Here is a 21,676-nt window from a genome sequence, read left to right on the forward strand (position 1 = left end):
ACGGTTTACGGGGTGGGGGCGGGGGACGCCGTCTCGGATTCGGTGGCGCCCGGTTGGTTCTCCTCCACCAGGTGGCGCCTCACCTCCGCGGTCGTGAGGCCGAGGCCGCCGAGTTCGATCTCGTCCCAGGCCTGGAGGCGGCGGGTGTCGCGGTCGAAGTAGAGGATCGAGGTCTGGATGGGGTCGGGGTGCTTGCCCTCGATCGCGCGCAGGCCGCTGCCGCCGGTGGAGCCTTCGATGCGCAGGCGGGTGCCGTAGGGGAGGAGCTCCATCTCCTGGTGGTGGACGTGGCCGGCCAGGGCGAGGGGGACCTCGCCGTCGGTCTCGCGGGCGGCCACGGGTTCGTGGGCGACGGCGACGTCGACGGGGGTGCCGGCGGTCTTCTGGTCGCGGAGCGAGGTGGCCAGGCGGGCGCCCGCCAGTTCGTTGGCGGCGTCGCCGCCCGGGATCTGGGAGCGGTCGGGGGTGAACTGGGGGTCGCCGATGCCGGCGAAGCGCAGGCCGGCGATGGTCTTCGCCTTGCCGTCGTCGAGGACGTGGACGTTCTTGAGGTCCTCGAGGTAGCGCTGGGTGAGGCGCGAGTCGTGGTTGCCGCGGACCCAGACGTAGGGGGCGCCGAGGTCCTCGATGGGGTCGAGGAAGCCGTTCTCGGCGGCGGTGCCGTGGTCCATGGTGTCGCCGGAGTCGACGATGACGTTGACCTTGTACTGGTCGACGAGCGAGGCGATGATCTTCCAGCTCGCCGGGTTGAGGTGGATGTCGGAGACGTGCAGGACGCGGATGGTGGTGGGGTCCGGCGCGTAGGCGGGGAGCGTGGAGGTGGCGTCGTAGAGCTTGGTCACGTTCGTGACCAGGCGGGCCAACTCCTTTTGGTAGACGTCGAATTCGGTGACGATGCTGCGGGCGTTGCCGACCAGGGACGGGGCGGAGGACAGCAGGCCCGAGAACTTCGGTTCCAGGACCGACTCCGGGTTCCAGGTGGCGTAGGCGGTGCCACCGGAGGCGGCCAGGAGGGTGAGGGCGAGGCCGCCGGCGGCGAGGGCGCGGCGGGGGCGCCGGTAGACGGCGAGGCCGAGGGCGGTGGCGCCGGTGACGACGGCGACGCAGCTGCGCAGGGCCAGGTCGACGGTGCCGTGGGTGACGTCCTGGGTGACTTCGTCCTGGAGGCCGGAGAGGCGTTCGGGGTGGTCCACGAGGGCCTGGGAGCGGACGGGATCGAGTTGGTCGACGTTGACGTCCAGGCGGACCGGGGCGATGTGGCTGTCGAGTTGGAGGGCGCCGAGGGGGGAGACGTTGATCTTTGTGCCGCCGGTGAGGGAGGGGCGCAGGGTCATCGTCGTGTTCATGGGGCCGACGGGGGCGCGGACGTTGCCGACGATCAGCAGGCCGAGCCAGGTGCCGATGAGGACGACGGCGACCAGGCCGACGGCGCGTGACCAGGGGTGCGGCTGGGTGACGAGTTCGGGGGTGGGGCCTGGGCGGCGGGTGGCGTAGCGGCGGGCGAGGGCGCGCGGGGCCCTGGGGAGGTGTCCGACAGCTTTCCTGAACACGGCGGGGACGCGGGCCATTGGTCCCGTATGCCCAAGTGCCGTGGTGGATATGCGGGGCCGTTGGCGGCTCCTTCTTGACTGGTTCGTGCCTGACAATGGGCGTGTGCTGGAGATGACGCGCGAGGAGTTCGAGGAACTGGTCGCCGAGGCGCTGGACCGGATTCCGCCGGAGTTGACGCGGCTGATGGACAACGTCGCGGTGTTCGTCGAGGACGAACCGCCGGCGGACGATCCCGAGCTGCTCGGGTTGTACGAGGGGACTCCGCTGACCGATCGCGGGGAGTGGTACGCCGGGGTCCTGCCGGACCGGATCACGATCTACCGGGGACCGACGCTGCGGATGTGCGCGTCGCGGGAGGAGGTCGTGGCCGAGACCGAAGTGACGGTGGTGCATGAGATCGCGCATCACTTCGGGATCGACGACGAGCGGTTGCACGCGCTCGGGTACGGGTGAGGTGGCTCCGGGGCCTTTCGGTGCCGGGGTTGTGTCGCAGCGGTAAGGGCGCGTGTCCTCTTGTGGGCGGCGGGAGTTGGGCAGGTTGACTTTCTCGCCCGCCCCTGGAGGTGGCTCCCGTGCGCCCTTTGTACGTACCTGTCCGTCTGGCTGCCACGGCGATGGCCGTCGCCGCTGCCGCCGGCTGTATGAGTGTGGGTGACGACGGTGGTGGCGGGGGTGCCAAGCCGTCGCATTCGGCGGGGCAGCGGGGTGGTGAGGCGCCCGACGGCGGTTCTGCGGTGTCGGGGGGCGGGGCCGGGTTCGGGGCGCACGCGGATGACGGCAAGCGGGCGAAGGGGAAGGGCAAGGGCAAGGACGCGGACAAGGGCGCCGGGTCGGGTTCTCCGTCGGTCTCGCCGTCAGCGGATGCGAGTGCGTCCGCTCCCGCCGGGGGCAGGCCGCCGGTGAAGCCGGGGCAGAGCGAGAAGCCGGGTCCTACGCGTACCGCTGAGCCGACGCCCACCCGGACGGCGGATCCGGAGCCGACGCCGACGGAGCAGCCGACGTCCGATACGCCGACGCCCACGGCGGCCGAGCCTTCGTCGTCGGCCCATGAGGAGACGGGGCCGCAGTTGGCGCAGCGGGAGCCGGCGCCGGCTGCGGGGGCGCCTGCGTGAGGTAGGGCCGCGGGAGCCGAGGGGGCAGGGCACGTGAGGGTGCCCACGACCGGGGCGAGTGACGTTGCCTACAGGGGTGACGGCCGGTTTGCGTTGGGGGGCTGGGGGTGCGTATGGTGGTAGATCGTTTGATCCCATTTGCCCGGCGCCACTGCAGAGCGCGCCGTGTGGCGCGTACTCTCCCTTGCCGTGGCGGACCGCATAGAGGCGGTCGTGTGCGAATCACGGAGTTGACGGGCGCGTGCCGACGAGACTCCGGAAGGTTTCGCATACGCATGTCCATTTCCAGTACTGATCACGTCGTCGTGCCCGAGAACGGCGAGAACGAGTCTGTCGAGGAGACCCCCACGGTCACCTTCGGCGACCTCGGTCTCCCCGAGGGCGTCGTGCGCAAGCTCGCGCAGAACGGCGTGACCACCCCCTTCCCGATCCAGGCCGCGACCATCCCGGACGCCCTGGCCGGCAAGGACATCCTGGGGCGCGGTCGTACCGGCTCCGGCAAGACGCTGTCGTTCGGTCTCCCGGCGCTGGCCCGCCTCTCCGGCGGCCGCACCGAGAAGCACCGTCCGCGTGCCGTCATCCTCACCCCGACCCGTGAGCTCGCGATGCAGGTCGCGGACGCTCTCCAGCCCTACGGCGACCAGCTCGGCCTGAAGATGAAGGTCGTCTGCGGCGGTACGTCGATGGGGAACCAGATCTACGCCCTGGAGCGCGGCGTGGACGTGCTGGTGGCCACCCCCGGCCGACTGCGCGACATCATCAGCCGTGGCGCCTGCTCGCTGCAGGACGTCGAGGTCGCCGTTCTCGACGAGGCCGACCAGATGTCCGACCTGGGCTTCCTGCCCGAGGTCACCGAGCTGCTCGACCAGGTCCCGGCCGGCGGTCAGCGCATGCTCTTCTCCGCGACCATGGAGAACGAGATCAAGACCCTCGTCGACCGGTACCTGAAGGACCCGGTCCTGCACGAGGTCGACGCCGCGCAGGGTGCCGTGACGACCATGTCGCACCACATCCTGATCGTGAAGCCCAAGGACAAGGCGCCGGTCACCGCCGCGATCGCGTCCCGCAAGGGCCGCACCATCATCTTCGTCCGCACCCAGCTGGGCGCCGACCGTGTCGCCGAGCAGCTGCGCGACGCCGGTGCGAAGGCGGACGCGCTGCACGGCGGTATGACGCAGGGTGCGCGCACCCGGACGCTGGCCGACTTCAAGGACGGTTACGTCAACGTCCTCGTCGCCACCGATGTCGCCGCGCGCGGTATCCACGTCGACGGCATCGACCTCGTGCTGAACGTGGACCCGGCCGGTGACCACAAGGACTACCTGCACCGCGCGGGCCGTACGGCGCGTGCGGGGCGGACCGGTACGGTCGTCTCCCTCTCCCTGCCGCACCAGCGGCGCCAGATCTTCCGGCTGATGGAGGACGCGGGCGTCGACGCCTCGCGCCACATCATCCAGGGCGGCAACGCCTTCGACCCGGAGGTCGCCGAGATCACCGGAGCCCGTTCGATGACCGAGGTCCAGGCGGAGTCGGCGGGCAACGCCGCTCAGCAGGCCGAGCGTGACGTGGCTCAGCTCACCAAGCAGCTGGAGCGGGCCCAGCGGCGTGCCGTCGAGCTGCGTGAGGAGTCCGACCGGCTCGTCGCCCGCGCGGCGCGCGAGCGCGGTGAGGACCCCGAGGCCGCGGTGGCCGAGGCGCAGGCCGCGGCGGTCGAGGCCGTCGAGGTGGCCGTGCCCGAGCAGCCTGCGGCGCAGGATGTCGACCGGGCCGAGCGTACGGAGGCCTCGGCGCCGTACGAGCGTCGCGAGCGGCGGGACGACCGGGGCGGGTTCAACCGCGACCGTGACCGTTCCTTCGACCGTGACCGTGGCGGCCGTTCCTTCGAGCGCCGTGACAACGACCGTGGCGGGTTCAACCGCGACCGTGACCGCGGCGACCGTGGCTTCGAGCGTCGGGACCGGGACGGCGACCGTGGCGGCTTCCGTCGCGACGACCGTGGTGACCGTGGCGGCGACCGTGGCGGCCGTTCTTTCGACCGTGACCGTGGCGGCCGCTCCTTCGAGCGCCGCGACGGCGACCGTGGCGGCTTCCGTCGCGACGACCGTGGTGACCGTGGCGGCGACCGTGGCGGCCGTTCTTTCGACCGTGACCGTGGCGGCCGTCCCTTCGAGCGCCGCGACAACGACCGCGGTGGCTTCCGTCGCGACGACCGGCCTGCCGGGCGCTCCTTCGAGCGGCGTGACGAGCGTGGCGGTCACCGTGGCAGCGACCGTCCCTTCAACCGCGACCGTCGCGACGACCGCCCCGGCTTCCGCTCCGGCGGTCACGAGCGGCCCTACGGCCGACGTGACGACCACCGTGGCACCGGCGGCGGCTCGTCCTTCGGGCGCCGCGACGACAAGCCGCGCTGGAAGCGCAACGGCTGAGCCTGCCGCATCGGCTGACGCCGTGTGAGCATCGCTGAGTGCACACCGAAGGGCCCGTACGACTGGTTTGTACGGGCCCTTCGCGTTGCGTCGGGACGGTCCCGGCAGGGCTGCAAAGGGCCTCTTCTGGCCAAGCTGTGACGTGTGTCATGCCCCTGGCGCGGGAATTGCTGGGGACATGACAGATGACGCCATAGCGAGCGGGCGGTCCTCCGGGAAGGTCTCGGACGAAGAGCGGCTGGCCCAGCTCGGCTACACGCAGGTTCTCGCCCGCCGCATGTCGGCGTTCTCCAACTACGCGGTCTCCTTCACGATCATCTCGGTCCTGTCGGGCTGCCTGACGCTGTATCTGTTCGGCATGAACACGGGCGGCCCGGCGGTGATCACCTGGGGCTGGGTGGCCGTGGGTCTGATGACCCTGTTCGTCGGCCTCGCCATGGCCGAGATCTGTTCGGCGTATCCGACGTCCGCCGGCCTGTACTTCTGGGCGCACCGGCTCGCGCCGCCGCGTACGGCAGCCGCCTGGGCGTGGTTCACGGGCTGGTTCAACGTGCTGGGCCAGGTGGCGGTGACCGCCGGCATCGACTTCGGGGCGGCATCGTTCCTGGGCGCGTACCTGAACCTGCAGTTCGGTTTCGAGGTGACCCCGGGCCGCACGATCCTGCTCTTCGCGGGCATCCTCGTCCTGCACGGCCTCCTCAACACCTTCGGCGTGCGCATCGTCGCGCTGCTGAACAGCATCAGCGTGTGGTGGCACGTGCTGGGCATCGCGGTGATCGTCGGCGCGCTGACCTTCGTACCGGACGAGCACCGGTCGGCGTCCTTCGTGTTCGGCGAGTTCGTGAACAACACCGGCTGGGGCAGCGGGGTGTACGTCGTCCTGGTGGGCCTGCTGATGGCGCAGTACACCTTCACCGGGTACGACGCCTCGGCGCACATGACGGAGGAGACGCACGACGCGTCGACGGCGGGCCCGAAGGGGATCGTGCAGTCGATCTGGACGTCATGGATCGCGGGTTTCGTTCTCCTGCTGGGCTTCACCTTCGCGATCCAGTCGTACGAGGGTGCCCTCACGTCCCCGACGGGGGCGCCGCCCGCGCAGATCCTGCTCGACGCGCTGGGGGCGACGGCGGGCAAGCTGCTCCTGCTGGTCGTCATCGGGGCGCAGTTGTTCTGCGGGATGGCGTCCGTGACGGCCAACAGCCGTATGATCTACGCCTTTTCGCGCGACGGCGCCCTGCCCTTCTCGCACGTGTGGCACACCGTCAGCCCGCGCACCCGGACGCCGGTGGCAGCGGTGTGGCTGGCCGCGGGCGGGGCGCTGGTGCTCGGGCTGCCGTATCTGATCAACGTCACGGCATACGCGGCGGTGACCTCGATCGCGGTGATCGGCCTCTACATCGCGTACGTCATCCCGACGCTGCTGAGGCTGCGCAAGGGGGAGGCGTTCGAGCGCGGGCCGTGGCACCTGGGCCGCTGGTCGGGGGTCGTCGGGGTGGTGGCGGTGACGTGGGTCGGCGTGATCACGGTGCTGTTCATGCTGCCGCAGGTGTCCCCGGTGACCTGGGAGACCTTCAACTACGCGCCGGTCGCCGTCCTGGTCGTCCTCGGTTTCGCCGCGACCTGGTGGCTCGCGTCGGCCCGGCACTGGTTCCTCAACCCCGACCACGAGCGCACGATCGCCCGGGACGCGGCCCGTGCGGGGGCGCCCGAACCGGTGGATCCGTAGCGCTTCGGCGCGCGCGGGCTGCGCGAGAGCTCCTTCTGCGGCCCTCCGCCACCGCTGACGTGGCCGTGACCCCGATACCCGATCGGATCCACGGCCACGTGCGGCTATGCTCGGGGTGGCAACATCGCCAGGGCCCTTAGCTCAATTGGCAGAGCAGTGGACTTTTAATCCATTGGTTGTGGGTTCGAGTCCCACAGGGCCTACGGTGCGGGTGACGGGGGTACCCCTCTGACCTGCTGCGCAGCGCCTGAGACGACTTAAGTTGGCTCGGGCGCTGCTTCGTTTTCGGCCCACAGGTGGGCCCTCTGCTGCGGACGTCTCCATGAGCCGATCGGCAGGCGGTGCGCTCGGTTTCGATGAGCCCGTCCGAGACTGCGGGTCGAGACCGTCGGCGGCGTACGGTGGAGATACCGAGGGCATCGTGCATTCCGGCCGTCTTGCCGGGGCGTCCTCGGCGCGAGACGAACCCCGGGCCGCCGGAGCGGACGGTGCGGAGACGGGTCGGCATCATGTACGCCGCGTTCACTGCAACTCCGCACCCTTCCCTGGTCGTTGTGAATCCCTGCCGAGGGGCGGGGTGATGGTGGTGCGGCGGCTGGACATCCACCGGCGTGACAAGGGGGAGCGAGCCCTGGTCACGCTCCTGGGCGAGGTGGGGCCGGCCACGGTGCCCCTGCTGCGGGCCGCGCTGGACCAGTGCTTGCGTGACGGCATGACCGTCATCGACGTCGATCTCACCACCGTAGGCTCCTGCGACGCCAAGGGCCTGGACGTGTTCCTTACGGCGTCACGCCGTGCCGAGCGGGTGCATGCCGCGCTGCGGCTGCACCATCCGTGCGCGCAGATCACCCGGCTCCTCGCAGCCACCGGATCCGCTCCCCTGCTCCTCGCGGCCCCGGCCCACGGGGTGCCACCCGCACTGCTCCATGACCTGCTGGACACCTCTGCGTCGGTCGGGTTGGCCGGAGGGACACGCGCGTCCGGCGGCCGCGCGGATGTGCCGGCGGTCAAGGACGGTATTCGGCTGCGCCGGCTGAACCGCTGGCAGGCAGAGGGGATGAGAGAAGACATCGCCGACTTGGCCGTGCCACCCGTCGCGGGCTCCTCGGGGCAGGCGCACCGAGAGCGAATCGACTTCCTGTGGCGACTTGCCGTCAGCGCGCGACGGCCCGGCTTCGCGTTGCTGCTCGCCGAGACGACGGTGCTGGTGGGATGTAGCTTCGGATTTCCGGTGAGCCCCGAGGGCCGGTCCGAGCGAGGGCTGCAGGAGTGCATCGGGCGGCTCGTCGGCGGTACCGGGTTCCTGCTCCTCACCCAGGTCGTGGCTCAGCACCAGGGCCAACACCGCGACATCGGCCGCCGCCTGCAGCAGCGTCTGCTGGCCGATCGGCACGCCGCACTCGGGGTCGCCCTGCTGCACCCGGCCGACCGGGCCGGACAAGCCGCTTACGAGTCGTGGGGCTGGCTGAACCACGGAGAGTTGGTCGGGCTGCCCGGACCGGGCGCTCCTTGCGTGCTGACCCTGTCCCGGGACAGCGGACCTCCGGTGCCTGCCCCTCGGGGCACCGGGCGGGGCCGGACGTAGTGGGGGAGGCGGGTCCGCTCCTCAACAGGCTCGGTCGGGCGGCTGGACCTGGGCGACAACAGAGGCCCTGCGCAAGGCAAAAGCCACCTCAGCGACACAGGAGATGGGCACACATGCGCCCGTCCCCGATCGGTTCGACGAGTGCCGCGTGGTCCGGGTCGGCGGCGAACTGGACCTGACGACCACGCCGGCCTTCGCGCGTGACCTGGAGGACGCCCGCCGCGGCACCGGCCGACTGTTTCTGATCGTTGACCTGAGCGATGTGACGTTCATGGACGGCAGCGTCCTGGACCCCTTGTGCGCGGCGTGGCGCGACTGCCGCGGGCGGAGCGGACGGGTGCGCGTGGTCCACAACCGGCGGGCATCGAATCTCGTGTTCCGGGCCGCGGATCTGCTGAAGCGGTTCCCGCGGTACGCCAGTGCCCAGGACGCCTGGCAGGACGTACCCGCGGACCGTGCGGCGGTGGACGGGCCGCGTGACGTACGGCGGAGTCCGGGCGCCGCCGCGCCTGGGCGGGACGGCGACGCGCCGCGGGCGTGGGCACAGCCGCTGCGCGCCGCGGGCGTCGAGCTGTCGCTGCTGCTGAGCGTGCCTGTCGGTGAAGGCGTGTGGCGGCGGTGGGTGGCGACCCAGGCGATGACGTCGCCCTGGAAGCGCGTCGACGCTGACGCCGGGACCCGTGAGCGTCGTTGACATGGTGGGACGGAGCGCCTGCGTGGCTCCTCGGCCTGGATGCGGAGGGCGCGGGGCCGGGGCCACGGGCTGCCCTTGAGGACGGTGGCGTGCTGTGGAAGGAATGTGGTCTGGTGGACTCACGGGAACAGGAGGGCTGGACCACGACGGGGCGGTTCGGAGCCGGTCCGAGTTCCGGCACAAGAAAGGTCCTCGTGTTCTCCACGTACTCCCGACTGTGTGACAACCGCGTTCGTTCGGAGAGCGGCATCGCGTTGACACGGGTCGGCGCCGGACGCTGACTGGCGGCATGGCGCAGTGCCATACCGCTCCGGAAATCCGGCACGACGCACAGGAAGCGGCACTTGATGATGTACGACCAGAATCGCGCTCGACAGCCCGCAGACCAGCCCCGGGGCGTTACGGGAAGCCGCGGCCCCGGCCCGGCACCACTGTTCCCGTCGGCCGAGCGTGACAAGATCGCCCAGCGTCTCGGACGGGCCCTCAACACCTTCCCCGACACCCCGCTTCAGTCACTGGAGGAGGCCGAAGGCGCCTTCGACGAAGCCACAGCTCAGCTCATGGCCGTCCTCGCCGAACAGCGGCGTACTCTCCGCGCGGGCTGGCAGGACCACGATCCCGAAACGCAGTCCGCCGAACTCCATCTCGCGTTGCGGCAGTACCGGGAGGTCACCCAACGACTGCTCCGCCTCTGAACATGGGTGAGCGGACGATGTCGCAGCGCCCGAGCCGACTTCGGTCGGGTCGGGCGCTGCCTCGTTTGAGGCTCGGGCGTGAGCGTCGCGGCGACGTGGCGCAGATTGCGCAGGGTGACGGGCGGCAGGCCGGTCGTGGCGAGGGTGCGGCGGAACGTTTCCGAGCGCGTCCGTGTGTGGGGGAGAGAGTCAGGAGCCGTCCTCTTTCGTGAAGACCTTGTCTGTGGCCTGCCATGCGTCGCCCCGGTCCGCACGGTCCTTGTCCTGGCGGGCCTTGTGGTCGCGCAGGACCACGATGTTCACGCTGCCGAGCGCGATCGTGCCGGCGCTGCCGTACGTCCTCGGCTCGGACACGTAGGGGTCGGCCAGGTCCGGACGGCCGCCCTCGGCTGCATCGAGGAAGACGCCGAACTGCTGAGGGCCGGGCGATGGCGGAGTTCAGTGCCGCGCAGGGGCCGCGCCTTCCCAACCTCCGGCATCCCGCCCGTCCCCGACGCCTCACAGGAATGTCACAGCCTGTTCGGAAACGTCCGCGATGGCGCTTGGCGGGTTTGTGCCAGGTGAAGATCTCCCCGCCCCGAACTATCAACAGAAATCGGTCCCTTGAGGAAAGCTGGGCGATCATCCGGGATCACATTCCGGACCGCGGCGGTCGAAGGTGCTCGATCCGGCCGCCGACGTCTACGTTCCTTCAGCACCAGGGATCACCATGCCCCCCACCCCCCACACGGCCCCGATACCGGGCGCGCAACGCGCCGCCCGCATCGCCCTGGCCGCAGGCCTCGTCGCCGCGCTCTCCGCGGCCGGCCCCCTACCCCTCGCCCTCGCCGCGGACGGCTCCACCGCCTCCGCGGCCGACCCCGGCGTCAAGTCCGCCCACGACAAGCTCGGTGCGGACGACGCCGACCTCCTCGCCGAGGCCAAGGCGCAGCGCGACAAGACGGTCACGATGATGATCGCCACCGCGCCCGGACAGACCGAGAAGGTCGCCGCGGAGCTGGACGCCATCAAGGGCGGCTCCGTGGGCCGTACCTACGACAAGCTCGGCTATGTGCGGGCCACCGTGCCGACCGGCAGGGCGGAGTCCGCCATCTCGGCCGCCGCGCAGCTCTCCTCCGTGCAGGCCATCGACCTACGGGACGAGATACCCCTCGAGGAGCCGGGCCTCGACAGCGGCGCCAAGTCGACCGCCTCCGCGGCGACTTACCCCGGCCCCGACAAGAACACCCCCGCGAAGAACCCGTACAACCCGTCCTTCGAGACGGGCGCCGTCGACTTCGTGAAGAAGAACCCGAAGGCGGACGGCCGCGGCGTCACCATCGGTGTCCTCGACACCGGCGTCGACCTCGCGAGCCCCGCGCTGCAGAAGACGACGACCGGTGAGCGCAAGATCGTCGACTGGGTGACCGCCACCGACCCGATCGTCGACGGCGACGGCACCTGGCGGGCGATGACCACCTCCGTCTCCGGGCCGTCCTTCACCTTCGGGGGCAAGAGCTGGAAGGCGCCCGAGGGGGCGTACCAGGTCAGCACCTTCCGCGAGGACGTCACCGAGCAGGGGAAGGCCGCGGACGGCGACGCCGACGGTGACGTCAACCGCGACGGCGACACGACCGACGACTGGGGTGTCCTGTACGACGCCAAGGCCGGCAAGGTCACCGTCGACGTGAACGACAACGGCGACTTCACCGACGACACCCCGATGAAGCCGTACAAGGACGGCCACCAGGTAGGCCGCTTCGGCACCGACGACCCGGCCACCGGCATCGCCGAGAGCCAGGACTTCGTCGTGGAGGTCCGCAAGGACGTCCCGATGGACCCGCTGGGCGGCGACTGGGCCGGAAAGAAGGCCGACTTCGTCAACATCGGCCTCACCGCCGGCGCGCACGGCAGCCACGTGGCCGGCATCACCGCCGCCAACGGCCTGCTCGGCGGCAGGATGGACGGGCAGGCCCCGGGCGCCAAGATCGTCTCCAGTCGGGCCTGCATCTTCGGCCCCGGCTGCTCCAGCGTCGCGCTCACCGAGGGCATGATCGACCTCGTCGCCAACCGCGGCGTCGACGTCGTCAACATGTCCATCGGCGGCCTGCCCCCGCTGAACGACGGCAACAACGCGCGTGCGGAGCTCTACACGCGGCTCATCGACACCTACGGCGTCCAGCTCGTCCTGTCCGCGGGCAACTCGGGCCCCGGCGCCAACACCATCGGCGACCCGGGCCTCGCCGACAAGGTCATCTCGGTCGGCGCGGGCGTCTCCAAGGAGACCTTCGCCGCCAACTACGGCACCGGCGTGCGCACCAAGTACCAGCTGTTCAACTTCTCCTCGCGCGGCCCGCGTGAGGACGGCGGGTTCACCCCGACCGTCGTGGCCCCCGGCGCCGCGGTGAGCACCATCCCGGCCTGGATGCCGGGCGCGCCCATCGCCGAGGCGGGCTGGAAGCTCCCGGCCGGCTACGCCATGTACAACGGCACCTCGATGGCGTCCCCGCAGGCCGCGGGCGCGTCCGCGCTGCTGCTGTCCGCCGCGAAGCAGAAGGGCATCAAGCTGACGCCCGAGAAGCTGCGCACCGCCCTCACCTCGACCGCCCACCACATCGAGGGGCTCCAGGCATACGAGGAGGGCGCGGGCCGCATCGACGTCGCCGACGCCTGGAAGGCGGTCAGGGCAGGCGCCACCGCCCATGACTACGCGGTGCAGGCCCCGGTCGACACCGCGCTCGACCAGGCGCTGAAGACGCCGGGCTCCGGCACCGGCCTGTACGACCGCGAGGGCGGCCTGAAGGCCGGCAAGAAGAAGACGTACGACGTCACCGTCACCCGTACGTCCGGCCCCGCCGGCTCCCTCCCGCACACCCTGCGCCTGGCCAACAACAAGGCCCGCACCTTCTCGATCCTCGGCCCGAAGGTCGTCGACCTGCCGCTGAACAAGCCGGTGACCGTCAAGGTGCAGGCCGCGCCGAAGCAGGCGGGCATCAAGAGCGCGATCCTGGAGGCCGACGACCCGAGGACGGTCGGCGTCGACAAGCAGATCCTCACCACCGTCGTCGTCTCCACGCCGGCCAAGTACACCTTCACCGCCTCGGGTTCGGTGCAGCGCAACAACTTCAGGTCGTACTTCGTGACCGTCCCGGAGGGCACGAAGTCGCTGGAGATCACGCTCGGCGGGCTGAAGCAGGGCAGCCGGACGTTCTTCACCGCCATCAACCCCTACGGTGTCCCCGCCGCGGACAACAGCCCGGACACCAAGGACCTCCCCGAGTCCGCCGAACCGGTGCCCGGCGTCTGGGAGATCGTGGTCGACTCGCGCCGTACGTCGGCGCTGCTGGACAACCCGTTCAAGCTGAACGCCACCGTGTACGGCGCCTCCTTCGACCCGGAGTCCGTGACCGTGCCGGAGGCCAAGGTCGGCACCCCGGTCGCCGCCTCCTGGACGGTGACCAACAAGCTGGAGGCCGTCGAGGGCAACCTCAAGGGCGGCGCGCTCGGCTCGTCGAAGACCGCGCGGCCGACCATCAAGGGCGGTGAGACGCACACCAGCACCATCGAGGTGCCCGAGGGCACCACCTCGCTGGACGTCTCCATCGGCAAGGTCTCCGACCTGGGCGCCGACCTCGACCTGTCGGTGTACGACGCCCAGGGCAAGCTGGTCGGCCAGTCCGCGGACGGCGACGCCGAGGAGTCCGTCTCCATCGCCGACCCGGCCGCCGGCAAGTACACCGTCGAGGTGGCCGGCTTCGAGGTGCCGTCCGGCTCGACCGCGTACGACTACCGGGACGCCTACTTCTCCTCCGCGCTCGGCTCGGTCACCGTCGACGAGTCGGCGCCGGTGAAGCTCGGTACGGGTGACTCGGCGAAGGCGGCGGCGAACGTCACCGTCGCACGGGCCGTGCCCGAGGGCCGTGAGCTCTTCGGTGAGGTACGGCTCGTGAACACGCGCGGGACGACCGCGGGTGTCGGCGGGGTGAGCATCGAGAAGGTCACGCCGTAGTCGTCGTCACCACGGCTGAGGGGCGGGCGTCCGGTACCGGGCGCCCGCCCCTTCTTCTTGTGCTGCGCTCAGCCCGCGCTGAGCTTCGCGAGGTCGCCCAGCGGGAGCGTGTGCTGGGTCTGCAGGACCTTCGCGCGCAGGTAGCGGACGTTGTCCGGGGTGGCGAAGACGCCGGTCGGGACGCGGCCCTGGACCTTGATGCCGAGGGCGCGCAACTGGTCGGCCTTGTCGGGGTTGTTGGAGAGCAGGTCCAGTTCGCCGATGCCGAGGGCGGTGAGCATCTGGGCGGCCGCCGTGTAGTCGCGGGCGTCCTCCGGGAGGCCGAGCGCGGCGTTCGCGGCGTAGGTGTCGAGGCCCTGGTCCTGGAGGGCGTACGCGTCGAGCTTGTTGTAGAGGCCGATACCGCGGCCCTCCTGGCGCAGGTACAGCAGCACGCCGCCGCGCTCGGCGATGCGCTCGACGGCCTCACGCAGCTGGGGGCCGCAGTCGCAGCGGGCCGAGCCGAAGACGTCGCCGGTCAGGCACTCGGAGTGCAGGCGGACCAGCGGGGTGGTGCCGGGGGCCGGGTCGCCGAGGACGACGGCCACGTGTTCCAGGCCGTCGGACAGGCCGTGGAAGGTGACGAGTTCGGCGTCGACGCCGTAGCCGTCCTGGAAGCGCAGCGGAACCCGGACGCGGGCGCGCTGGGTGGCGGCGGCGGTGGTGTCGGGCATGCGGGTCTCCGGGTTCCGTGCGTGGGCCTTCTGCTTCAGATTTGAAGCAGCTCCTCGGTACAGGACCCTATCCCATGCTTTAAATTTGAAGCAATGGGATTCTTGTGGCGTGCGTCACGAGCACGGCTTGCTGGAACGCCGCCGCCAGGGCACGTCGTCCGCGGTGGCGTGTGCCGTGTCGCCCTGGAAGCCCCCGGCGACCGCCGTGAAGATCTCCTCCAGCTGCCCGACCTGCTCCGGGGTCAACCGGTCGAACAGCAGCGCCCGCACGGTCTCCACATGGCCCGGGGCCGCACGCTCCAGGACGCGCATGCCTTCCTCGGTGAGGGTCGCGATGCTGCCGCGCTTGTCCCAGCGGCAGTCCTCGCGCCGCACCAGCCCGTCCTTCTCCAGGCGCGTCACGGCGTACGTGAGCCGGCTGCGGGTGATCTTCAGGCCCTCCGCCAGGTCGGTCATGCGCAGCCGGCGCTCCGGAGCCTCGGACAGGGTGGCGAGGATGGAGTAATACAGATGGGGCATGCCGGCTTCCTGCTGGAGCTGCCGGTCCAGCGCGTCCTCCACGAGGGCGGCGGAGGCGATGTAGGCGCGCCAGGCGCGCTGCTCCTCGGGAGTGAGCCAGCGAGTCGTCATGTGACCAGTGTAGGTTTGTTTCAAACTTGAACCAAGCGGAGCGTGCCGATGCCGTCGTACCCCTACGTCCTGCTGTCCGCCGCGGTCTCGCTGGACGGCTACCTCGACGACACCACCCCCGAGCGCCTGCTGCTCTCCAGCCCGGCCGACTTCGACCGGGTCGACGAGGTACGGGCGTCCGTGGACGCGATCCTGATCGGCGCCGGCACGATCCGGGCGGACAACCCGCGGCTGCTGGTGAACTCGGCCGAGCGGCGGGCCGCGCGGGTGGCGGCCGGGAAGCCGGAGTATCCGCTCAAGGTCACGGTCAGCGCGTCCGGCGAGCTGGACCCGACGGCGAACTTCTGGCACACGGGCGGCGAGAAGATCGTCTGTACGACGGAGAAGGGCGCGGAGCGTCTGCGCCGGGCGCCGGTTGCGGCCGACGTGGTCGCGCTGGGCGCCGACCTGGACTGGCGGGGCCTGCTGCGGCACCTGCGCGAGGTGCGCGGCGTCGAACGGCTGATGGTCGAGGGGGGCGGCACGATCCACACGCAGCTTCTGCAGCAGGGGCTGGCGGACGAGGTGCAGCTGGTGCTGGCGCCGCTGTTCGTGGGGGACCCGGACGCGCCGCGGCTGTTCGGGCCGGGCGGATATCAGGGCGGCCGGCTGCGACTGGTCGAGGCGCGGCGGATCGAGGACGTCGTGCTGATGCGCTACGAGCCCACGGCACCCGGTGCGGGTGTCCTGCCGTCCGCCGCGGACCGGAAGTGGCTGGCGGTGGCCTGCGACCTGGCGGCGCAGTGCCCGCCGTCGGGGACGGCCTTCAGTGTCGGGGCGGTCGTGGTGGCGGCCGACGGCACGGAGCTGGCGCGGGGGTACTCGCGGGAGGGCGGTGATCCCGTCGTGCACGCGGAGGAGGCTGCGCTGGCCAAGATCGCGGCCGGGGATCCGCGGGTGACGTCCGCCACTGTGTACACGAGCCTGGAGCCCTGTACGCGTCGGGCGTCCCGTCCCCTGCCCTGCGCGCGGTTGATCCTCGATGCGGGGGTGCGGCGGGTGGTGACGGCCTGGCGGGAGCCGGACACGTTCGTGGCGGGGGCCGACGGGAGCGGGCTGCTGGCCGGGGAAGGGGTGGATGTCGTGGTCCTGCCGGAATACGAGGGGCGGGCCAAGGCTCCGAACAGCCATCTGCTGTCCTGACCGCCCCGCCCGACGGGTGCGGAAAACACCGGTCAGGGCGGGGCCGGGGAAACGCGTGTGCATCTTGTCCTGCGGATGGCGTACTATTGAGTCATCGCCGCGGGGTGGAGCAGCTCGGTAGCTCGCTGGGCTCATAACCCAGAGGTCGCAGGTTCAAATCCTGTCCCCGCTACTGATGACTCAGGGCCGGAACTGATTCAGTTCCGGCCCTGAGTGTTTTCCGCTCGACGCCCGTGCCCGTCCGGTCGGCCCTCACCACTCGCCCCGCGCCCCCGCTTCGGCAACCCTGATGAGGTGGAGCAACGGCGGATCTCGTACGCACGCCGGTTCGTCCGGCTGCTCCCCGCCCTGCTGATCACGGCCGGAGGCGTGTACGACTACGTCACGCCCACGGACTTCACCGGCGCCCCCTTCTTCACCGCCGCCCCCCTGGTCGCGGCCCCGCTCTACTCCCAGCGCGGCACGGTCATCACGGGCGTCGTGGCCGTCGCCGCACTGCTCGTGCTGCGCATCCCGCGCGGCGGACTTCCCAAGGCGGAGGTGATCACGGAGCTGGTCACCGTGGTCACCGTCTCCGTTCTCGCCGTTCTCATCAACGTCCTCGTCCGCCGCAGCGACGAACGCCTCGCCTCCGCCCGCGAGATCGCCGAGGCCGCTCAGCGCGCCGTACTGCCCGAGCCGGCCGAGCGGATCGGCGGCTTCCAGATCGCGGCACGGTACGAGGCCGCGCAGGAGGGCGCCTCCATCGGCGGCGACCTGTACGCCGTGCAGGACAGCCCGCACGGCCTGCGGGTCGTCGTGGGGGACGTGCGCGGCAAGGGCATCGGGGCGGTGGGCGCGGTCGCCGTGGTCATCGGGGCCTTCCGGGAGGCCGCCGAGCAGGAGGCCACGCTAGAGGCGGTCGCACAGCGCCTGGAGCGGGCACTGGTGCGCGAGCGCGACCGGCGCGAGTGGGCCGAGTCCGCCGAGGGGTTCACCACCGCCGTACTCGCCGAGCTGCCGCACGGCAGCGGGATCGTGCGCCTCGTCAACCGCGGGCATCCATCGCCCCTGTTGCTGTACGCCGACGGCACCGTGCGCGCGCTGCCCGCCGCCGAGCCCGCGCTGCCGCTCGGCATGCGAGAGCTGGGTGTCTGGCCCGACCGGGCTCAGGAGGCCGACTGCCCGAGCGGGGCCACGCTGCTCCTGTACACCGACGGCCTGAGCGAGGCACGGGACGACGCCGACCGGTTCTACGACCCCGAGGCGGGACTGGCGGGGCGGGCCAACGCCCGTCGGGAGCCGGTCGCGCTCCTCGGCGTCCTCGCGGCGGAGGTGCGGCGGCACTCCGGGGGCGGGATGGCGGACGACATGGCCCTCATCGCCGTACGACGGCCGTGATGCCGTTCCTTGATCCTTGTCACCGGATGTGACCGGGTGACCCCCCTCCGCATAACAACTGACACACCGTCAACACATGTGTGACGCCTGAGCTCTGGCCAACTCGCCCGATTTAGGCCGCTCATGACCTGTAAGTCCAGGCGAAAATCGTTAATGATCAAGTGGAACAGCTTGGAATCCGCACCCCGCGTCTATTAACGTTCGATAACGCAGCGCGGTCGTCCCAGCCGTCACAAGAGGCGGCTCCGTGCGCACGCGCCGAATCTCGAAAGGGAACCGGGGAACCACCACCTTGGGGTGAATCGCGCAACTACCACCGTGAACTCACGGGCGGTATACGCGCGTAGGAGACCTTCCTGCTCCGAACCCGTCAGCTAACCCGGTAGGCGAGAAGGAAGGAAAGGAGTACGCCCACGTGGCGTCCAACCGGCCTGCCCCGCAAGCCCCGTTCGTGCCGAGTCAGCGCAGCACCGACACCTTCGGCTACGACCGCAACCGCACCGACGAGGGCCCGTTCGAGGAGTGGAACCCCACCGCGGAGTCCCTTCGTCCCGTTCGCGGCAGGCATCGCGTCTCCAAGCAGCGCGGCGGGGGACTCGCCCGCAGCTCCACGGTTCTCGGCGTCGGTGTCATAGCCGCCGTCGGCGCGGGCGGCATGGCCAGCGCGAACAGCGGCAAGCCGCCGGTCGCCATCACCATGCCGGACCTGCCCCTGATCTCGGACGACTCCTCCGAGCCTGCCGAGGACGCGGCCACCGCGCTCAGCACCATGGGCGAGACCTACGACGAGACCGCTCAGGGCGGTTCCGACGCCGGTGAGGCGCTGCGGAGCCGGATCATCGCGCAGGCCGAGTACCAGCAGGACCAGATCGACACCAAGGCCGCCGCAGCCGCGGTCGCCGCCGCCGAGAAGGAGGCCGCCGACGCGGCCGCCAAGGCGGAGAAGGAAGCCGAGGCCAAGGCCGCCGCCGCGAAGGCCAAGGCCGAGGAGGAGGCCCGCCAGAAGGCCGAGGCCGAGCGCCTCGCCGAGCTGGCCAAGCAGTACACGCTGCCGACCTCCTCGTACACCCTCACCTCGACCTTCGGGCAGGCCGGCGCCTACTGGTCCTCCGGCTACCACACGGGCCTCGACTTCGCCGCGCCCTCGGGCACGCTGATCAAGGCCGTGCACAGCGGCACGATCACGTTCGCCGGCTGGGACGGCTCGTACGGCTACAAGACCGAGCTCACCCTCGACGACGGCACCGAGGTCTGGTTCGCGCACCAGTCCTCGATCAGCGTGAGCGTCGGCCAGAAGGTCAACACCGGTGACGTCATCGGCCGCGTGGGCGCCACGGGCAACGTGACCGGTGCCCACCTCCACCTCGAGGTGCACCCCGACGGCAGCTCCAGCGGCATCGACCCGCTGGCGTGGCTGCGCGGCAAGGGACTCACGCCCTGAGGTGTTACGGCCTCCGTCCTTCTGAAGTTCCCAGCTGTCCTACTGGAGTTCCCGGCTGAAGTCCGTCCACACCTGTTCCCCGGCGATCCTGTCCTGATCCCCGGCAGTCCTGACGGCGTCCCCCCGACGTCAGGGCTGCCGGTCCGGAGTACCGGGGTCCGCTTGTTTACGGGAATTTTGCGCCCCTACCGGAAGATCAGCCTCCCTGAAGGACGTTGGTGTCGAGCATGACTTCTCTGCGCAAGCTCGGCTCCTCCGACCTCGAGGTCTTCCCGCTCTGCCTCGGCGGCAACGTCTTCGGCTGGACCGCCGACAAGCCCCGGTCCTTCGCCGTCCTCGACGCGTACACCGAAGCGGGCGGCAACTTCATCGACACGGCCGACTCGTACTCGGCGTGGGTCGAGGGCAACGCGGGCGGCGAGTCCGAGACCGTCATCGGCAACTGGCTGAAGGCGCGCGGCAACCGGGCGGACGTCGTGATCGCCACGAAGGTCAGCCAGCACCCCGACTTCCAGGGCCTCACCGCCGCCAACATCAAGGCGGCCGCGGACGCCTCACTGCGCCGCCTCGGCACCGACCACATCGACCTCTACTACACCCACTTCGACAAGCCGGAAGTGCCGGTCGAGGAGATCGTCGGTGCGCTGGACGAGCTGGTGAAGGCGGGCAAGGTGCGGCACATCGCCGCTTCCAACATCTCGGCGAAGCGGCTGGAGGCGTCCCTCGCCTTCTCCGACCGCGAAGGCCTGGCCCGCTACGTCGCCCTCCAGCCCCACTACAACCTGGTCTCCCGCGACACCTACGAGGGCGAACTCCAGGACCTCGCCGAACGGGAAGGCCTGGCGGCGGTCCCGTACTACGCCCTGGCCGCCGGGTTCCTCACGGGCAAGTACCGCGCCGGTACGGCTGTGGACAGCCCCCGTGCCCAGGGCGCCGGCCGGCACGCGCAGACCGAGCGGGGCCGCAGGGTGCTGGCCGTGCTGGACGAGATCGCGTCCGCCCACGAGGTGCCGGTGGCCACGGTGGCCTTGTCCTGGCTCGCGGCCCGGCCCACGGTGTCGGCCCCGATCGCCTCGGCACGGACGCCGGAGCAGCTTCCGGCGTTGCTCGGGGTGGGGGAGCTGACTTTGACGGACGGGGAACTGGAGAGGCTCACGGCGGCGTCGGCCTGATTCGCCCCGCCCCCGCTCGGTCACGTCCGATAGGGGTTGTACGCGGGGTAGGGCGTGGTCGCCCCGTACCCCGCGTACCCGTTCCCGTGCGGCTGCCAGTGACCAGGCGCCCCGTACCCGTGAGCCGGTGGCGGTGGCCAGGCCTGTGCCGCGGTCACCGCGTGCTCCAGTGCCGGCCGCGCGACCTCCCGGCGTCGCCACAGCTCTTGCAGCAACTCCCGTTCCCGTACGACGAAGTCGGCGTCGGCCCGCCCGCGGCGCCCCCGGTGCCGTAGGAACGCCAGCGACGTGGCGTAGGCCTCGTACTGCGCCACGGCCCGCGCCGCCGACCGCCCGCCGTGGCGGCGCGCGTACTGCCGGGCCACCCGCCGGTCCCGCATCGAGCCCAGTGCGTACGGCTCGCTCGGCGACAGCCACCCGGTGACGACGTAGGCGGGCAGCTCCTCGCGCACGGTCCTCAGCTCGCGCTGCCTGGTCCAGATCACCAGCCAGGTCAGCAGCCCGAACGCGGGCACCATGAAGGCCGCGTACACCGCGAAGAAGCCCCACTCGCCGAAGGACGACGAGCCGTTCCACAGGGCGTGCATGCCCATGGCGAGCAGCAGCCCGGAGAGGGGGAGGAGGACGCGCCGCATGTGCTGCCGCTCGCCCGAGAGTGCGGCGATGCCGAAGCCGATGCCGGTCAGGACGGTGAAGAGCGGGTGCGCGAAGGGCGACATGATCACGCGGACGAAGAAGGTCGCCGCGGTGACGGAGGCGATGCCGCGGTCGCCGGAGAGCTGGTCGGTGCCGAAGGCGGTGCCGAGGTAGAGGATGTTCTCGGTGAAGGCGAAGCCGGTGGCGGTGACGCCGGCTATCACCACGCCGTCGACGATGCCGGTGAAGTCCCGCCTGCGGAAGAGGAAGACCAGCAGGACGGCCGCGGCCTTCGCGATCTCCTCCACCACGGGCGCTATGACGGTCGCGCCGAGGGTGTCCGCGTGCGACGGATCGGCCGTCGCGGTCGCTATCCATTGGGTCGCGAAACTGTTGGCGACGATCGCTATCAGCGCCGCCGCGCAGGCACCCCAGGCGAAGGAGAACAGCAGATTGCGCCAGGGGCCCGGTTCGACCCGGTCCAGCCACCGGAACGACGCGACCAGCAGCGGTACGGGCAGGACGGCCAGCCCGAGCCCGACCAGGAACCCTTCGGTGCCGGTCTGCTCACGCACCAGGGCGAGGATGACAAGCCCGGACAGCGCGAGCAGGGTGCTGAGCGCGCCGTAACGCACCCAGCGCTTCTGCCACCAGTGCGCGTGCCGCAGTGCGCCGCCGGTGGGACCGGTGGGGTGCGTCGGGTACGGGGGACAGGTGGCCACGGCATTGACCCTAACGAGGC

General features: G+C 70.9%; 16 protein-coding genes, 2 tRNA genes, 1 pseudogene and 1 riboswitch. Of the genes and pseudogenes, 14 read left to right on the top strand and 5 right to left on the bottom strand.

Going from position 1 to position 21,676, the window contains the following annotated elements:
• Nucleotides 1-5: 5 nt before the first annotated feature.
• Nucleotides 6-1,568 carry a metallophosphoesterase family protein gene (locus ACZ7M7_RS28985; protein ID WP_472121637.1) on the bottom strand — a complete coding sequence of 521 codons (1,563 nt, stop codon included), beginning with the start codon at nucleotides 1,566-1,568 and terminating at the stop codon, nucleotides 6-8.
• An 85-nt stretch (nucleotides 1,569-1,653) separates the two neighbouring features.
• Here ACZ7M7_RS28985 and ACZ7M7_RS28990 point away from each other — a divergent pair, with 85 nt between their 5' ends.
• The 8 genes from ACZ7M7_RS28990 to ACZ7M7_RS29025 all read left to right on the top strand — a co-directional run bounded on the left by ACZ7M7_RS28990 (nucleotide 1,654) and on the right by ACZ7M7_RS29025 (nucleotide 9,792).
• Complete coding sequence (locus ACZ7M7_RS28990) at nucleotides 1,654-2,004, top strand: metallopeptidase family protein (RefSeq protein WP_383607980.1); 351 nt, start codon at nucleotides 1,654-1,656, stop codon at nucleotides 2,002-2,004.
• 119 nt (nucleotides 2,005-2,123) lie between these two features.
• Nucleotides 2,124-2,663, top strand: a complete 540-nt coding sequence (locus ACZ7M7_RS28995; RefSeq protein WP_472121640.1) for a hypothetical protein — start codon at nucleotides 2,124-2,126, stop codon at nucleotides 2,661-2,663.
• Between the two features lie 275 nt (nucleotides 2,664-2,938).
• Entirely contained in the window at nucleotides 2,939-5,089 is a 2,151-nt protein-coding gene (locus ACZ7M7_RS29000; protein ID WP_451167756.1) for a DEAD/DEAH box helicase, read from the top strand.
• A gap of 178 nt (nucleotides 5,090-5,267) precedes the next feature.
• Nucleotides 5,268-6,818, top strand: a complete 1,551-nt coding sequence (locus ACZ7M7_RS29005; RefSeq protein ID WP_472121643.1) for an amino acid permease — start codon at nucleotides 5,268-5,270, stop codon at nucleotides 6,816-6,818.
• A 130-nt stretch (nucleotides 6,819-6,948) separates the two neighbouring features.
• A tRNA-Lys gene (locus tag ACZ7M7_RS29010) sits at nucleotides 6,949-7,021 on the top strand.
• 377 nt (nucleotides 7,022-7,398) lie between these two features.
• On the top strand, nucleotides 7,399-8,403 hold the full coding sequence (locus tag ACZ7M7_RS29015) for an STAS domain-containing protein (protein ID WP_472121646.1): 1,005 nt from the start codon (nucleotides 7,399-7,401) through the stop codon (nucleotides 8,401-8,403).
• A gap of 103 nt (nucleotides 8,404-8,506) precedes the next feature.
• Nucleotides 8,507-9,097 (top strand): STAS domain-containing protein, encoded by a 591-nt coding sequence (locus ACZ7M7_RS29020; RefSeq protein ID WP_472121649.1) that lies wholly within the window; start codon nucleotides 8,507-8,509, stop codon nucleotides 9,095-9,097.
• A gap of 347 nt (nucleotides 9,098-9,444) precedes the next feature.
• A complete protein-coding gene (locus tag ACZ7M7_RS29025; RefSeq protein ID WP_383607970.1) occupies nucleotides 9,445-9,792 on the top strand; it encodes a hypothetical protein in 348 nt (115 codons plus the stop codon).
• A 77-nt stretch (nucleotides 9,793-9,869) separates the two neighbouring features.
• Here ACZ7M7_RS29025 and ACZ7M7_RS29030 read toward each other — a convergent pair.
• Nucleotides 9,870-10,212, bottom strand: a pseudogene (locus tag ACZ7M7_RS29030) (site-specific integrase); the annotation flags it as partial.
• 289 nt (nucleotides 10,213-10,501) lie between these two features.
• Here ACZ7M7_RS29030 and ACZ7M7_RS29035 point away from each other — a divergent pair.
• Nucleotides 10,502-13,780: a S8 family serine peptidase gene (locus tag ACZ7M7_RS29035; RefSeq protein ID WP_472121652.1), complete on the top strand. Its 3,279-nt coding sequence runs from the start codon at nucleotides 10,502-10,504 to the stop codon at nucleotides 13,778-13,780.
• 68 nt (nucleotides 13,781-13,848) lie between these two features.
• On the opposite strand, the gene ACZ7M7_RS29040 is transcribed toward ACZ7M7_RS29035, so the two are convergent.
• Together ACZ7M7_RS29040 and ACZ7M7_RS29045 are read right to left on the bottom strand one after the other, a co-directional pair.
• Nucleotides 13,849-14,493, bottom strand: a complete 645-nt coding sequence (locus tag ACZ7M7_RS29040) for a GTP cyclohydrolase II (protein WP_472121655.1) — start codon at nucleotides 14,491-14,493, stop codon at nucleotides 13,849-13,851.
• A gap of 114 nt (nucleotides 14,494-14,607) precedes the next feature.
• On the bottom strand, nucleotides 14,608-15,123 hold the full coding sequence (locus ACZ7M7_RS29045; protein WP_383617015.1) for a MarR family winged helix-turn-helix transcriptional regulator: 516 nt from the start codon (nucleotides 15,121-15,123) through the stop codon (nucleotides 14,608-14,610).
• 48 nt (nucleotides 15,124-15,171) lie between these two features.
• Between ACZ7M7_RS29045 and ACZ7M7_RS29050 the strand changes: the two genes are divergently transcribed.
• The 5 genes from ACZ7M7_RS29050 to ACZ7M7_RS29070 all read left to right on the top strand — a co-directional run bounded on the left by ACZ7M7_RS29050 (nucleotide 15,172) and on the right by ACZ7M7_RS29070 (nucleotide 20,298).
• On the top strand, nucleotides 15,172-16,305 hold the full coding sequence (locus ACZ7M7_RS29050; RefSeq protein WP_472121658.1) for a dihydrofolate reductase family protein: 1,134 nt from the start codon (nucleotides 15,172-15,174) through the stop codon (nucleotides 16,303-16,305).
• 98 nt (nucleotides 16,306-16,403) lie between these two features.
• A tRNA-Met gene (locus ACZ7M7_RS29055) sits at nucleotides 16,404-16,477 on the top strand.
• Between the two features lie 122 nt (nucleotides 16,478-16,599).
• Nucleotides 16,600-17,685, top strand: coding sequence for a PP2C family protein-serine/threonine phosphatase (locus ACZ7M7_RS29060; protein WP_472121661.1), 1,086 nt, complete (start codon nucleotides 16,600-16,602; stop codon nucleotides 17,683-17,685).
• A gap of 246 nt (nucleotides 17,686-17,931) precedes the next feature.
• Nucleotides 17,932-18,089, top strand: a riboswitch (cyclic di-AMP (ydaO/yuaA leader).
• A gap of 11 nt (nucleotides 18,090-18,100) precedes the next feature.
• Nucleotides 18,101-19,126, top strand: coding sequence for a M23 family metallopeptidase (locus ACZ7M7_RS29065; protein WP_472121664.1), 1,026 nt, complete (start codon nucleotides 18,101-18,103; stop codon nucleotides 19,124-19,126).
• Between the two features lie 227 nt (nucleotides 19,127-19,353).
• Nucleotides 19,354-20,298, top strand: a complete 945-nt coding sequence (locus ACZ7M7_RS29070) for an aldo/keto reductase (protein ID WP_472121666.1) — start codon at nucleotides 19,354-19,356, stop codon at nucleotides 20,296-20,298.
• Between the two features lie 20 nt (nucleotides 20,299-20,318).
• Here ACZ7M7_RS29070 and ACZ7M7_RS29075 read toward each other — a convergent pair whose 3' ends face one another.
• Entirely contained in the window at nucleotides 20,319-21,656 is a 1,338-nt protein-coding gene (locus tag ACZ7M7_RS29075) for a PrsW family intramembrane metalloprotease (RefSeq protein WP_472121669.1), read from the bottom strand.
• Nucleotides 21,657-21,676 lie beyond the last annotated feature (20 nt).

The sequence above is a fragment of the Streptomyces sp. NPDC111606 genome (assembly GCF_055656945.1).

Coding starts and splice junctions, on each gene's coding strand:
- ACZ7M7_RS29005 (WP_472121643.1), top strand. CDS start 5,268: ATGACAGATGACGCCATAGCGAGCGGGCGGTCCTCCGGGAAGGTCTCG.
- ACZ7M7_RS29025 (WP_383607970.1), top strand. CDS start 9,445: ATGATGTACGACCAGAATCGCGCTCGACAGCCCGCAGACCAGCCCCGG.
- ACZ7M7_RS28985 (WP_472121637.1), bottom strand. CDS start 1,568: ATGGCCCGCGTCCCCGCCGTGTTCAGGAAAGCTGTCGGACACCTCCCC.
- ACZ7M7_RS29015 (WP_472121646.1), top strand. CDS start 7,399: ATGGTGGTGCGGCGGCTGGACATCCACCGGCGTGACAAGGGGGAGCGA.
- ACZ7M7_RS29040 (WP_472121655.1), bottom strand. CDS start 14,493: ATGCCCGACACCACCGCCGCCGCCACCCAGCGCGCCCGCGTCCGGGTT.
- ACZ7M7_RS29035 (WP_472121652.1), top strand. CDS start 10,502: ATGCCCCCCACCCCCCACACGGCCCCGATACCGGGCGCGCAACGCGCC.
- ACZ7M7_RS29000 (WP_451167756.1), top strand. CDS start 2,939: ATGTCCATTTCCAGTACTGATCACGTCGTCGTGCCCGAGAACGGCGAG.
- ACZ7M7_RS29020 (WP_472121649.1), top strand. CDS start 8,507: ATGGGCACACATGCGCCCGTCCCCGATCGGTTCGACGAGTGCCGCGTG.
- ACZ7M7_RS29050 (WP_472121658.1), top strand. CDS start 15,172: ATGCCGTCGTACCCCTACGTCCTGCTGTCCGCCGCGGTCTCGCTGGAC.
- ACZ7M7_RS29070 (WP_472121666.1), top strand. CDS start 19,354: ATGACTTCTCTGCGCAAGCTCGGCTCCTCCGACCTCGAGGTCTTCCCG.
- ACZ7M7_RS29045 (WP_383617015.1), bottom strand. CDS start 15,123: ATGACGACTCGCTGGCTCACTCCCGAGGAGCAGCGCGCCTGGCGCGCC.